This is a genomic window from Streptococcus sobrinus DSM 20742 = ATCC 33478 (assembly GCF_000686605.1).
Classification (GTDB): Bacteria; Bacillota; Bacilli; order Lactobacillales; family Streptococcaceae; genus Streptococcus; species Streptococcus sobrinus.
On the sequence record NZ_JMLC01000011.1, the window covers coordinates 47,666 to 61,404 of the forward strand.

The 13,739-nt window shown below is 40.7% G+C and carries 14 protein-coding genes, 2 pseudogenes and 1 riboswitch; of the genes and pseudogenes, 11 read left to right on the plus strand and 5 right to left on the minus strand.

Features of this window, described 5'->3' with window-relative positions; translation table 11 throughout:
- The first annotated feature begins 208 nt into the window (after positions 1-208).
- The 3 genes from yycF to BS63_RS0105250 are packed head-to-tail and all read left to right on the plus strand — an operon-like array spanning position 209 to position 3,072.
- Positions 209-916, plus strand: a complete 708-nt coding sequence (gene yycF, locus BS63_RS0105240; RefSeq protein ID WP_002960995.1) for a response regulator YycF — start codon at positions 209-211, stop codon at positions 914-916.
- Positions 909-2,270 carry a cell wall metabolism sensor histidine kinase VicK gene (gene vicK, locus BS63_RS0105245; RefSeq protein ID WP_002960997.1) on the plus strand — a complete coding sequence of 454 codons (1,362 nt, stop codon included), beginning with the start codon at positions 909-911 and terminating at the stop codon, positions 2,268-2,270. Before yycF ends, vicK begins: the two co-directional genes overlap by 8 nt.
- Positions 2,263-3,072, plus strand: a complete 810-nt coding sequence (locus BS63_RS0105250) for an MBL fold metallo-hydrolase (protein ID WP_002960999.1) — start codon at positions 2,263-2,265, stop codon at positions 3,070-3,072. Before vicK ends, BS63_RS0105250 begins: the two co-directional genes overlap by 8 nt.
- A gap of 309 nt (positions 3,073-3,381) precedes the next feature.
- Here the strand turns inward: BS63_RS0105250 and BS63_RS0105255 are convergent, their stop codons facing one another.
- Together BS63_RS0105255 and trkA are read right to left on the minus strand one after the other, a co-directional pair.
- The gene (locus BS63_RS0105255; protein WP_002961001.1) at positions 3,382-4,821 is read right to left on the minus strand and encodes a TrkH family potassium uptake protein; all 1,440 of its coding nucleotides are present in this window, start codon (positions 4,819-4,821) and stop codon (positions 3,382-3,384) included.
- 10 nt (positions 4,822-4,831) lie between these two features.
- Positions 4,832-6,181, minus strand: a complete 1,350-nt coding sequence (gene trkA, locus BS63_RS0105260) for a Trk system potassium transporter TrkA (protein WP_002961003.1) — start codon at positions 6,179-6,181, stop codon at positions 4,832-4,834.
- Between the two features lie 635 nt (positions 6,182-6,816).
- Here trkA and BS63_RS0105265 point away from each other — a divergent pair.
- Positions 6,817-7,365, plus strand: a complete 549-nt coding sequence (locus BS63_RS0105265) for a tRNA (cytidine(34)-2'-O)-methyltransferase (protein ID WP_002961004.1) — start codon at positions 6,817-6,819, stop codon at positions 7,363-7,365.
- A 264-nt stretch (positions 7,366-7,629) separates the two neighbouring features.
- On the opposite strand, the pseudogene BS63_RS0105270 reads toward BS63_RS0105265, so the two are convergent.
- The 3 genes and pseudogenes from BS63_RS0105270 to BS63_RS0105280 form a co-directional block, all read right to left on the minus strand.
- Positions 7,630-8,004: pseudogene (locus BS63_RS0105270) on the minus strand (hypothetical protein); the annotation flags it as partial.
- A 19-nt stretch (positions 8,005-8,023) separates the two neighbouring features.
- Entirely contained in the window at positions 8,024-8,272 is a 249-nt protein-coding gene (locus BS63_RS0105275; protein WP_002961008.1) for a hypothetical protein, read from the minus strand.
- On the minus strand, positions 8,265-8,471 hold the full coding sequence (locus BS63_RS0105280) for a helix-turn-helix transcriptional regulator (RefSeq protein ID WP_002961010.1): 207 nt from the start codon (positions 8,469-8,471) through the stop codon (positions 8,265-8,267). The genes BS63_RS0105275 and BS63_RS0105280 overlap by 8 nt, the downstream gene beginning before the upstream one ends.
- 177 nt (positions 8,472-8,648) lie before the next feature.
- Positions 8,649-8,783, plus strand: a riboswitch (FMN riboswitch).
- A 113-nt stretch (positions 8,784-8,896) separates the two neighbouring features.
- Here BS63_RS0105280 and BS63_RS0105285 point away from each other — a divergent pair.
- From BS63_RS0105285 to BS63_RS0105315, 7 genes and pseudogenes are all read left to right on the plus strand, one after another.
- On the plus strand, positions 8,897-9,466 hold the full coding sequence (locus tag BS63_RS0105285; RefSeq protein WP_002961012.1) for an ECF transporter S component: 570 nt from the start codon (positions 8,897-8,899) through the stop codon (positions 9,464-9,466).
- Positions 9,467-9,487: 21 nt separating this feature from the next.
- A complete protein-coding gene (locus tag BS63_RS0105290) occupies positions 9,488-10,129 on the plus strand; it encodes a phosphatase PAP2 family protein (RefSeq protein ID WP_002961014.1) in 642 nt (213 codons plus the stop codon).
- Between the two features lie 209 nt (positions 10,130-10,338).
- Positions 10,339-10,560 carry a hypothetical protein gene (locus BS63_RS0105295; RefSeq protein ID WP_019769009.1) on the plus strand — a complete coding sequence of 74 codons (222 nt, stop codon included), beginning with the start codon at positions 10,339-10,341 and terminating at the stop codon, positions 10,558-10,560.
- 177 nt (positions 10,561-10,737) lie between these two features.
- Positions 10,738-11,016 carry a hypothetical protein gene (locus tag BS63_RS0105300; RefSeq protein WP_028798468.1) on the plus strand — a complete coding sequence of 93 codons (279 nt, stop codon included), beginning with the start codon at positions 10,738-10,740 and terminating at the stop codon, positions 11,014-11,016.
- A gap of 1,094 nt (positions 11,017-12,110) precedes the next feature.
- A pseudogene (locus BS63_RS0105305) lies at positions 12,111-12,364 on the plus strand (bacteriocin-type signal sequence).
- Between the two features lie 39 nt (positions 12,365-12,403).
- Positions 12,404-12,751 (plus strand): hypothetical protein, encoded by a 348-nt coding sequence (locus tag BS63_RS0105310; protein ID WP_002963382.1) that lies wholly within the window; start codon positions 12,404-12,406, stop codon positions 12,749-12,751.
- Between the two features lie 230 nt (positions 12,752-12,981).
- Positions 12,982-13,739, plus strand: a 758-nt coding sequence (locus tag BS63_RS0105315) for a cysteine peptidase family C39 domain-containing protein (protein ID WP_028798469.1), incomplete at its 3' end; no start/stop codon positions are given.

Here is a 13,739-nt window from a genome sequence, read left to right on the forward strand (position 1 = left end):
AAGACGTTAGCGGAATTAATTTTTCTGATGTCAGAAAACCTAACGTGGTATAGATTTTACCACAAGCAAAAACTTCTGTCAATGTTTTCAGAAAATTTATACAGACTTGAAATAGACTTGTAAACCCTAAGTATTTCTATTATTTCGTGACTTTTGTTATAATAAAGGGAAAAGTATCAATTAGATAGGAAATAATGAGGTAAGAATGATGAAAAAGATTCTTGTTGTCGACGATGAAAAGCCGATTTCAGATATTATCAAGTTTAATTTAATTAAAGAAGGTTATGAAGTAGTGACTGCCTTTGATGGTAAGGAAGCTTTGAAACGGTTTGACGATGAAAATCCAGATTTGATCATCTTGGACTGGATGTTGCCAGAATTGGAAGGCTTAGAAGTCGCTAAAGAAATTCGCAAGAGCAGCCATGTGCCAATCATTATGCTGTCTGCCAAGGACAGTGAGTTCGATAAGGTTATTGGTTTGGAAATTGGTGCTGATGACTATGTCACCAAGCCTTTCTCTAATCGTGAACTTTTGGCTCGAATCAAGGCTCACCTGCGCCGAACTGAAAACATCGAGACAGCTGTTGCTGAAGAAAACGATGCCTCGGATAGCGAATTAACTATTGGAGACTTACAGATTATTCCTGATGCTTTTGTTGCCAAAAAACGCGGGGAAGAGTTGGAATTGACCCATCGTGAATTTGAACTCCTCCATCATCTGGCTACTCATATCGGTCAAGTAATGACCCGCGAGCACCTACTGGAAACTGTTTGGGGTTATGACTACTTTGGTGATGTCAGAACAGTCGATGTTACTATCAGACGTCTCCGTGAGAAAATTGAGGATACTCCAAGCCGACCAGAATATATTTTAACCCGTCGTGGCGTTGGTTATTATATGAAGTCTTATGAATAATAATCCTGTTGTTGAAAATCTCAATACCTTTGAATTAGCCCTGCTCATTCTTTTGGCCCTAGTTGCCCTTTATTTTATTTATCAAGCAGTGCGGGAGTACCGCAATGCTAAGACCGTTCGTGCTATTAGCCAAAAGGTAACCAGCCTGATTGCTGGTGATTACACGGAGGATCTTCACTTAAAAGGGGATTCTGAATTGATTGAGCTGGGGACCAACTTGAATGACCTGTCAGATGTTTTGCATTTGACCCATGAAAATCTTTCACAAGAGCGCAATCGCCTAGCTTCCGTCCTGTCCTATATGAGTGATGGGGTTTTAGCGACCAATCGGGTTGGAAAAATTACCATGATCAATGATACGGCCCGCAAGCAGCTCAATCTAACCCGAGAAGAAGCGCTTGAGATGAACATCATGGATTTGATTGACTCAGATGACTATGATTATCGTGACTTGATTACCCAGACCCCCGAGGTGACCCTCTATCGTCGCAATGAATACGATGAATTTATCACCTTGCGGGTCAATTTTGCCCTCAACCGTCGGGAGAGTGGTTTTATTTCTGGTCTGGTTGCCGTTCTTCACGATACGACCGAACAGGAAAAGGAAGAGCGAGAACGCCGTCTCTTCGTCTCGACCGTCAGTCATGAGTTGCGCACGCCGCTGACCTCGGTCAAGTCCTACCTAGAGGCCCTCAATGAAGGTGCCCTCAATGAAGAGGTGGCACCGAGCTTTATTCAGGTGTCCCTAGATGAGACCAATCGCATGATGCGGATGATTTCTGACCTCCTGCAATTATCGCGGATTGACAATGATACCAGCCATATTGAGGTCGAAATGACCAATTTTACGGCCTTTATTACGGTTATCCTGAATCGTTTTGACCAGATTAAGAGTCAGCAGGATTCCGACAAGGACTATGAAATTGTTCGCAACTATCCCTTGAATCCCATCTGGGTTGAAATTGATACCGACAAGATGACCCAGGTGCTGGATAACATTCTCAACAATGCCATTAAATATTCACCAGACGGTGGTCAAATTACCGTTTCAATGACAACCACAGAGACTCAGTTGATTATTTCCATTTCTGACCAAGGACTGGGGATTCCTAAGAAGGACCTGCCTCTGATTTTTGACCGCTTCTACCGTGTTGATAAGGCCCGCAGTCGGGCCCAAGGTGGAACTGGTCTGGGCTTGGCCATTGCTAAGGAAATTATTAAGCAACATCAGGGCTTTATCTGGGCCAAGAGCGAGTACGGTAAGGGTTCAACCTTTACCATTGTGCTTCCTTATGACAAGGAGCCTGATGATTTTGATGATGAATGGGAGGAAGATGAGTCCGTCGATGACTAATCAAGGTTTTAAATACAGTATTTTAGCTTCGGGCTCCTCAGGGAACTCCTTTTACTTGGAAACGCCCAAGAAGAAGCTCCTGATTGATGCAGGACTCTCAGGTAAGAAGATTACCAGTCTCCTTGCTGAAATTGACCGCAAGCCAGAAGATTTGGATGCTATTTTGGTCACCCATGAGCACAAGGACCATATCCACGGTGTCGGGGTCTTGGCCCGTAAGTACGGCATGCCCATCTATGCCAACGAAAAGACCTGGCAGACCATGGATGCCCACAATATGATTGGTAAGGTTGACCCCGAGCAAAAGCACACATTTGAGCGAGGTAAGGTCATGACCCTCGGGGACATTGATATTGAGAGCTTCGGCGTCAGCCACGATGCCATTGACCCTCAATTCTACCGCTTTATGAAGGACGATAAGAGCTTTGTCATGCTGACGGATACAGGCTATGTCAGTGATCGGATGGCTGGATTGATTGAAAATGCGGACGGCTACCTGATTGAGTCCAACCATGATATTGAAATTCTGCGTTCAGGAGCCTATCCATGGAGCCTTAAACAAAGGATCCTGTCTGATAAGGGGCATCTGTCTAATGAAGATGGCTCTGAAACCATGATTCGCACAATTGGCAACCGCACCAAGAAGATTTATCTGGGGCATCTCAGTAAGGAAAACAATATTAAAGAGCTGGCTCATATGACCATGGAATCAAATTTGACACAAGCTGATTTTGGCGTTGGCCATGACTTCAAAGTTTTGGACACTTCGCCGGATGAAGCAACTCCTCTGACAGATATATAAAAAGAACTAGCAGCTTGACGGTTGCTAGTTCTTTTAGATTATAGTCTCAAAACAGTTTATACTCATTTAGACTCTATCAAATCAAAATCAGCATTTGCGATACTTTCTTAAGTTCTTGTGTCCGCACTATCTAAGAAAGTATAGAAGGGATAAAGCAAGTCCCTAACTTTGTCTCTGAAACTTGCTACAAGAACTATCATCGCAGTTCTCTGTGCCCCTCTTTTTGTTTTCATTGAGTATCAGATAAGAAAAAGAGGGGGAGACAAAAATTACAGTTTCAATAGCCTTTTTGCCCACTCTCTTTGATTTTTAATATTTTGACCAAGTTTTTGGAATGAAGAGGAGAAGAACGGGATAGATTTCCAGACGTCCAGCAATCATGGCTAGAGACATGAGGAATTTTGCCCAAGGGCTGAAAATAGCAAAGGTATCTGCTGTTCCTAGCAGGGGTCCAATATTATTGAAGGTGGAGGCGACAGCGCTGACCACAATCATAAAGTTATTGTTATCTAAACTGATGACTAAAATCAGTCCTAGGAAAATCATAGCATAGACAGCCAAATACTTGAGAATACCGTGCTGAGTAGCCTTGTCTAGTGGCCTGTGATTAACATGGAGGGACATGACCCGATTGGGGTAGAGTGTTTTTAGAATCTGATTTTTGGTAATCTTACTAACAATCAGTGAGCGCATAACCTTGAAGCCCCCTGCGGTAGAGCCAGCGGATCCCCCGATAATCATCAAGATTAGAAGAACAGTCTGTGAAAAGAGTGGCCACTTCGTTAAATCAGTAATCCCAAATCCTGTTGTTGTTATAATTGTTGATACTTCAAAGAAGGAATACTGCAGACTTTGAGACCAAGAACCATAGAGGTGAAGAATGTTTAGGAAGATTAAACCGGTCGCTGCAGCGACAATACTCAGATAGGTTCGCAATTCTTCATCGCCAAAGAAAACCTTTAATTTCCGAATCAAAAGGAAATAATAGAGGTTAAAATTCACTCCGAAAATTAATGTCCCAACTGAAACGACTATTGTAATCAGGCTGCTATGGTAATGGGCGATACTGTCGTTATAAACTGCGAAGCCACCAGTACCTGCTCCTCCCATAGCTGTTACCAGGCTATCGAAGAAGGGCATACCGCAAACCCAGAGAATGGCTGCAAAAATGGCGAACATAACTAAGTAAATGATATAGAGGATTTGAGCAGTATCCTTGAGTTTAGAGACTACCTTACCAAAGACAGGGCCGGGAACTTCCGCCCGCATGACTTCCAGGTGAGCATTTTTAGAATTTTCCATAATGGCCAAGGCAAAAACCAACACTCCCATCCCACCGATTAAGTGAGTGAAGCTCCGCCAGAAAAGCAAGGCATGGGAGAGAACCGCTAAATCAGGAAGGATAGTGGCTCCAGTTGTTGTAAAGCCTGAGCTGACTTCAAAGAAGGCATCAATCAGACTGGGAATTTGACCGGAAAAGACGAAGGGGAGAGCCCCGAAAAAGGACCAGAGAATCCAACAGAGGGCAACAATCAACATCCCTTCCTTGGTGTAAATCCGATAGTTCTTGGGTTTGAAAATCGAACCCGCAAGGCCCAGAAAGGTAAGAATCCCCATGGTTGCTAGTAAACTGGCAAAGACCCGCCAATATTCATGGTAGATTAAAGCAACAAATAGAGGCACAGCCAACAGACCAGCTTCAATCAGAAGTAATTTCGCTAAGAGGTAGCGAACCATAGAACGATTCATTTATGCCACCTCATTTCAAAAGATCGTAGATATCTGCGATGTTAGTCAGTAGGGTCACAACAACAATTTTATCACCGACCTCATAGGTGTCTTGACCAGTTGGGAAAAGCGGCTTGCCCTTGCGAATAATAGCTGCTACCAGCACTCCCTTCTTGAGTTGCACATCAGCCAGTTGTTTTCCTGCGATTTTGTTCTTTTCCCGAATTTCAAACTGAAGGGTTTCAATCTTGCCGTTGGCAATGTGGTGGACAGCATCCAGTGTTGAAGATTCCTGAGCATTCACGCGACCGCGGATGAAATGCATCATGCTATCGACGGCGATGGACTTTGGTGTAATAATACTGGAAAAGTCATCGGTATCAATGATTTCCAGAAGGCTAGTCCGATTGACCTTGGTGATATTTTTTTCAATTCCCAAGGTATCAAGGAACATGGAAGAGATGATATTTTCTTCATCGACTCCTGTCAAGGTAGCGACGGCATCATAGTTTTCAACCCCTTCCTCCACCAAGATGTTTTTTGCAGTTCCATCTCCCAAAACAATGGGAATTTCTGGAAATTCTTGACTAAAGTACTGACTACGCTTTTCAGTAATTTCAATAACCTTGAGCTTAATTTTGGTGTTGCGCAGGAGGTTGAGTAGATAATAGGTAATCCGTCCTGCTCCAATAATCATCATATTTTTGATGACCTTATTTTTGACAAAATTATGAAAGAGGATCATCTCGATTCGATCGCCTGTTACGTAGATTTTATCTCCCTTTAACAAGATATCATCACCATCTGGGATGATAACCTGACCTGCCCGCTTGATTGCACAGACCAAGATGTTGCCAAATTTTCGTCGAAATTGTTCAAGAGAGAGGTCGCAGAGCCGGCTATTCTCGCTGATTTTAAATTCCATCAACATAATACGACCGTTAACAAAGTGTTCAACCGACAAGGCGCCTGGAAAGTCAACGCTATTAGCTATGTAGCGAGCCGCTAAGAGTTCTGGATTGACTACCATGGAGAAGCCCAAGAAATTATTATCCTTGAAATAGGCATTGGAGTATTCTGGATTACGGACCCGAACGATGGTTTCCTTAGCCCCCATTTTTTTAGCCAGAACGGCCGATATCATATTGACCTCATCTTGATCGGAGATGGCTACAAAAATATCACAGTGCTGCACATCAGCCTGCTCCAGAATTTTATAGTTGGCACCATTGCCGACAATTCCCATGATGTCAAGACGTCTGCTGACGCGACCCAAGACTTCTTCCTTCTCTTCAATCAAGGTTACATCATGCTTTTCTTCAACCAACGACCGGCAAAGGGCGGTACCGACCTTGCCTCCACCAACGACAATAACTTTCATTATCTTTCCTTAAAATGTTATAGTATGCGAACCAAGTCTTTTTACTCTAGGGACTAAGGCTGAAACTCAGTGAATCTGTCACAATTTTCCTAATTACCTTGGACGAAACCAGATTTTAGAGATGGTTCTAGATAATTTAAAAAATTAGCCCAAAAAGCCTAGGCTAATAAAATATCTTACTCTTTTTTTGCAGAAAAAGCACCCCTTTTTTTAAAATAATAGCACTTGAAATAAGATTGAAATGAACAAGTTTTAAGACTGTAAAGTAGGGCCTTCAGAGAATCGTGTGGAAGTCCCAATTTTCTTTAAAATTTTTACTGCGTAAGTGTTGACATCTGGCAAGGGAGTGCTATACTGACTATAGGAATTCGTTGATTTAAATCAAACCTGTTATGATTTAAGTTAATGAGCCACCACCAACCATGCTGTTTGCTGAGCTTGACTCCGAGCAGTGTGGTTATTTTTATACTCTTTGAAAATCAAAAAAGTTAACGAAAAAGCAAATTCCCTTTTTACATTTGAATTTGCTACAGTAGCCATTATAGCGGTTCCGTTAAACTGCTGTCTCTTTGGTGGCTGAGGTCTTTGTGCCTTCCTGTTTTCGATTTTCTTTGATTATTATTTGTGAGGTAAGTATGGTCGTTCAACCCTTCATCCAAGAGAAATATCATGAAACCAAAGGTCGCAATCATGTGGTACTCTTTCAGCCCCAAATTCCAGCTAATACAGGGAATATTGCCAGAACTTGCGCGGCTACTAATAGTCCCCTGCACATCATCAAGCCCATGGGGTTTCCCATTGATGACCGCAAGATGAAACGGGCGGGCCTTGATTATTGGGATAAGCTGGATATTAGTTTCTATGATAGCCTAGAAGAATTTTTGGGGAAATGCCAAGGGCAACTGCATCTGGTCTCCAAGTTTGCGCAAGAAACTTATTCCGATGTCAATTACGCTGATGACAAAAACCATTATTTCATTTTTGGCCGTGAGGATAAAGGGTTGCCTGAGGCCTTTATGCGAGAGCATGCTCAAAAAACTATTCGGATTCCCATGAACGACCAGCACGTTCGCAGCCTCAATCTTTCCAATACCGTCTGCATGATAGTTTATGAGGCCCTGCGGCAACAAAATTTCGCCAATCTTGACCTAGTCCACACCTATGAGCATGATAAATTAAAATAAGCCATAAAAAATCTCAAGTCGCTCTTTCGACTTGAGATTTTTTGTATGACTAGGGCTTTTGTAGCCTATTAAGTTTATACTGAATTAATATCAAAACTATCAATCACTATCAGCAAGATACATCATTTTTCTTAGTCAGTCGCAAAAGAATCGAACTTAACCTAATACTTAAGTTTATGAAAATAATGTCCCTAATCCTTAAACCAATTTGCGAAGAATGGCACGGATAATAAAGAATCCGTAGGAGAGAAAAATTAAAGACCAGATTAGGACCCTCTCAAAATGAAGATGGAGGGGGTTATAGAGATTGATAAGGAATATAAGAATAAGAAAAAGTAATTCTAGACCATAGATAATTCTAAAACATAATGTGTCGATATACTGATGCCGCTCATCAAAGGCATTTAAATATTGTTTTTCAAATTGTCTTTCATTTAGGGTTCGGAATAAGACTAGTAAGGCACCGATGACTAGCCCTGTACCTAAACCATAGCCAAAATATTTATCTCTCACCGTTGCAGAGGAAGTCAAGAAGATAATTATCCCAACAACAATAAAGCTAATGCTATAGATGACTAAATAAGCCTTGTAAGCCTTCCTAGACATTTTAGAATTTGGATTTAATAAATATTTTAACATGATAATCTCCTTACTAAAATTAGTGAAATTTCTCGTAGTAGCGACTTAAGGATTTTGGATTGGCGAGCAAGGCTGAGCCGTAAATGGAAATAGTAGCGGTCGCAATTTCTAGGATCGTTAATAAGAGCATGAGCCAGTCGCTATAATCTGAAGACGAAATGGTTGTTAGATAAACCGCAGTGAAGCCTATTAGCGGTGTGATATATCTGGTTAGCGATTTTTTAAATTCTGCCTGGTTTTGAGCATTCTTGGCTAGTGATTTAAACATGACTTTCCTCCTCATAAATAAAGATTTCTTCGATGGTCAGGCCAAAAAAACGGGCAATTTTGAAAGCTAATTCTAGAGAGGCCGTATAGCGACCTTTCTCCAAAGAAATGATGGTTTGGCGGGTAACCCCAAGTTGGGTTCCCAGTTCAGCTTGGCTCAATTTCTGAGCCTTCCTTAATTCTTGAATGCGATTTTTCATAAGCAATAGTTCTCCCGAAATACGTTAAGTCAACTTTACAATATAAGTATAGCTGACTTTACTTTAAATGTCAAGAGCATTTTACATTTTTCCTCCCTTCCATTCCTGTATTGTTAAATTTTGCCGATTTATCGAAAACTTTACTCTTGCTTTTTACAGCTATTTTTGTTACTCTTAGAGCGTCTTCAGGGCAGGGTGAAATTCCCGACCGGCGGTAACAGCTTCACGAGAGGCAGAAGTCCGCGAACCCTACGGGGTTGATGTGGTGAAAATCCACAACCGACAGTATAGTCTGGAAGGGAGGAGACAAGTTTTTTGGTGTTGCAAAAGATTTCTGGCGAAGGTGATTCAGTCAGCTTACTTAGAAAGTTTTGTCCTAAAAATACTTAGCCTCCTTCAATTTGAAAAAAATTGGAGGATTTTTTATGTCTACATCAACGACTAACACGCGTCAGCTGGTTTATATTGCCAGCCTCTCAGCAGTATCTTTTCTGCTGATGTATGTTCAGTTTCCACTAATTCCAAGTGCTAACTTTTTGCAGTTTGAATTTTCAATTCTACCTGCTTTGGTTGCCTTACTGATTTTTGACCTCAAGAGTGCTTTTGCGGTTTTAACCCTTCGGACACTCTTAAAACTTATTTTAAATAATGGCGGTGTGGGCACCCTAATTGGACTTCCCATGAACTATATCGCCTTGAGCCTATTTATCCTAGCTCTGGGTTTGGGATGGAAGAAAAAGCAAACGCTCAAGTCCTATATCATCGGGTCTAGCCTGGGCACTCTAACTTTTACCGTCGCAATGATTATTCTGAATTATGTCTATGCGGTGCCTCTCTATGCTAAATTTGCCAATTTTGATATTAAGGCTATTTTGGGCTTAGCGAACTATCTTTTTGCCATGGTTCTCCCTTTCAACCTAATTGAAGGGGCCATTTTTGCAGTAAGTTTCTATCTACTCTATCTGGCAATCAGACCGCTTATCGCCAAAATGTAGCAGCTGTGTTATAATACCACTATGCATAATCGACAAAAATATTTTATTCGGGCTAGCTTTGCGGCCTTGATTTTCGTTATTTTAGGCTATATTGTTAAGTTTGATCCGAGAATGCTTCAGGGCTTTGATCGCTTTATTCAGTCATCAGTCCGCGGTGATTTACCAAGCTTTTGGACAGCCTTCTTTAGAACCATCACCCATTCATCAACCCTATTGGTTTTATTCGTAGTGGTTGTCGGTTTTTTTCTTGGTAGAAAATGGTATATAGAAGCAGGTCTATTGGCTTTAATGGGGTTAATTGATGTGCTTCTAGTACTTAGCTTGAAGAATCTCTACCAGCGTCCTCGTCCGTCCATTCGACATTTGGTGACAGAAACAGGCTATTCCTTTCCTAGTGCCCACTCTCTCGTACTGATGTTGATTGTTGGCAGTATGATTATCATTGCCCATCAGCGGATTAGTCGAAAGTCTGTTCGTTATCTAGTAGAGTTTTTACTGGGCTTGGCTATTTTCCTCATTGGCCTGTCACGGATTTATCTTGGTGTTCATTACCCAACGGACGTTATTGCAAGTTTTATCCTTGGCTATGGTGTTTTGAATTTAGTCTACCCATTCTACGATGAGCTTCGTTTTGAATGGCGCTTTAAGAATAAACAAAATTAGCATGATATTTCAATCTAGACCTTCTTCTTTAGGAGAGGGTCTTTTTTAATAATACTTAGAATTCTTTATCTTTAGTAATATTTTTTGCAGTGGCGTTGAAGGTGGAGAGAATAAGAACTATAACGTAGGCGCATGCAATTTAGGAATAGAGTTGTTGCCAATTGCTTAGAAGGAGGTTTCTATGTTTCCGTTTTTACAACCTTCGCCGAATGCAACAGAAAAAAGGGTTCCTGAACATAAGGGCACCTCTAAAAACATCAATTTTGATAAAATATATGAAACAAGCATTGTATATTGCCGCTATAGTTACCGAGGCGAGAAAAAGCAAGGAGCTGGAAATTTTCCTGTCAATTTTAAGAAGAGAGAAAACAGAAATTGGCCTTCTCAAAAGGCAAGGGGAAACAAGGATTTGGGAGCTCTTAGGGGAATAAAGAGAATTATCAGAAATTTTATATTATTTTTATGGAGCATTAATACTCTAATGAAAAGTGCCAGAAGACCTTGATTAAGAAAAATTCAAGTGATAGGATAAGTGTCGTAAAATAAATTTGTTGCCAGAGGTGCTTGCTGATACCTCTGGTAACTTAGAAATAAGGAGACTTTCTATTATGAATACAGCAACATTGGATACAATGGCGTTTGATAATTTTGAAGTAGTGGATAGGGAATATCTTGCCGATATGGACGGAGCTGGATTTGTAGGGGCAGTCGCCGGTGGAATCGTAGGATTTGGTACAGGAGTTACAGCCATGTATAGACCAGCAAAATTCGTAGCAACAATTCCCGAAGTGGGACCAGAAATAGCTGCTGGAATGGAAATTGTGGGTGGATTAGCAGGAATGTATACTGGTGCTAAAGCCGGATGGGGAGATGGTGGATTCTGGTAAAATCTATACCTTAATTTGCTAGCTTAAATTAATATTAAAGTTTATATATAAGCCTAAATTCAGTCGAGGCTAATATGTAAAATCATTGGGTGATTGAAGCCAAATTTGGATATATAGAACAGGTGATGATATTTTATGTTTGCATTTTATGTGATGCTTATCCTTTGTGCCTTAGCATTAGCCTCCTATTACAGTAAAAATATAATTATTTCATTTATTTTCTCTTTTTTATTTCTTGTAGCATGTGTCTGTATTGTTATTTATTTACATTAGTGGCAAGAATATGGCTTACGTTGCCTCAGCTAATAGTCGAATTACAGAATTATTATGATATTTTCCTAGACTGAAACGCCACGCTTTGTTTTAGAAGCGTTACTTGCTGGAGCAACATCAGCAGGCTGGTTGCTTATCGGATCCGAAGGACTTTCGTTAGCTGCTGAATTTGCTTACGCTGCGGAATAAGGGGATTACAATTATCTTATGAAAAAAAGGAGTGTTAATGAAAGAATTGCTACTGTAATCGCAGGGACATTCAGTACAATTGCAGTAACTTTTCTTTTGTGGCCTATATCAAAGATTCTATCAGTTGCTTTTTTCGTTTCATTAATGCTTGCAAATGTTTATCTGTTTTAAAAAAGTTAACAGGTAATTAAGGATCAAGCACGTAAACTTGTCCCCCAATACGTCCCCTGCCTCCATTTTGGTGTCGGGGTCTTTTTCTGACAAGTGTCTTTTCCTTTTCCAACTCCAATAGAAAGGATTTTATAAAATAAGCATTATATATTGCTGCTATAGTTACCGAGGCGAGAAAAAGCAAGGAGCTGGAAATTTTCCTGTCAATTTTAAGAAGAGAGAAAACAGAAATTGGCCTTCTCAAAAGGCAAGGGGAAACAAGGATTTGGGAGCTCTTAGGGGAATAAAGAGAATTATCAGAAATTTTATATTATTTTTATGGAGCATTAATACTCTAATGAAAAGTGCCAGAAGACCTTGATTAAGAAAAATTCAAGTGATAGGATAAGTGTCGTAAAATAAATTTGTTGCCAGAGGTGCTTGCTGATACCTCTAGTAACTTAGAATAAGGAGAATTTTTTATGAACACAGCAACATTGGATACAATGGCGTTTGATAATTTGAAGTAGTGGACGATCAACTGCTCTCAAATGTAGAAGCTGGAAAAGGTGTGGACTCTATTCTTGCAGGTGTGGCTACATACGGTGCCGCAACTGCTGGCTTCTTGGTGGCTGCTAGTAATCCAGTTGGCTGGGGAGTTTGTGCCGCTTATTTACTTACTTCTGCGGTTGCAGGTGGAATGATAGGATATGGAGCAGCAACTTACGGCGAATAAAGAACCTAAGAATTTTCATTCATTCGAGGTATTGGCATAATGACAAGAAAATGGGCTTTTGTTTTTTGGTCGTCTTTGAATATTGTAGTTAACTTATTACTAATTCGGCCGTTCAATCAGGGAGAAGTAATATTTTCCAATCTACTTTTGATTGGTATTACTTTAGTCCTACTCTCCACTTTTTCTCGAGTAGTAGATAATTCTTGGTTTAAATTAGAATTTGTATTGTTGATTACACTTACGATACTGTCAATTATACGGATGCTCTACAGAATTAATATTATTTCTGGATTATTGGCAATAATAGTAGCACTTATAGCATTTATTACGATAACAGTAATCCTACTGGTAGGCATTGCTAGGTGGAAAAGCATTAGTAAAAATTGAGTGATAAAGCATGCCCTCAATTTTAGTTACTTTAAAATATTATTTCAAGGGAAACTCTAAATACTATAATCGAGAGAAACTCGACGCTGTCATGCACAGGTTTATCACCTTCTGAAAGGAAAAATTTTAATTTTTTTAGTCCCTCTTGTTTACCCCGACTCCGTTATGGTGTCGGGGTATCTTTCTGACAAGCACTCTTTAGCTTTCTCTAATTTCATAGAAAGGATTTTATGAAACAATCATTGTATATTGCCGCCATAGTAGGCTTGGTGATTTTGGTCAATATTCTGATTGAAGTGATCAAGCGGGTGATGCGACGAGGGGCATCGGCTTCAAATGGCTCTGCTTCTGGTCGGGTGTCCTTCGGTGGTCGCTATAAGCTAGTGACCCAAGTGGATACCAGAGACTGCGGTCCGGCAGCCCTGGCTTCAGTAGCCAAGCACTATGGTTCGGACTATTCTCTGGCTAGATTGCGAGAGCTTTCAAAGACTGACAAGCAGGGAACGACAGCTCTTGGTTTAGTAGAAGCTGCCAAGGCCATTGGCTTTGAAACCCGCTCGATCAAGGCTGATATGACTTTGTTTGACTATACGGATTTAACATACCCTTTTATTGTCCATGTGGTTAAGAATAAGCGTCTCCAGCACTATTATGTCGTCTATGCCAATGCCGGTGATAGCCTGATTATTGGGGACCCAGATCCTACCGTCAAGGTCACCCGCATGTCTAAGCGAGATTTTCAGGAAGAGTGGACAGGTCTGGCTATCTTTCTAGCGCCCACCCCTAACTATAAGCCCAAGAAAGACGAAAAAAATGGTCTCATGAGCTTCTTCCCTATTATTTTAAGGCAGAAGGCCCTCTTGACTTACATTGTTTTAGCCAGTCTGATGGTAACCCTGATTGATATTGTTGGTTCTTACTATCTCCAGGGCATGCTGGATGAATACATTCCAGACCAGTTAATTTCAACTCTGGGTATTATTACCAT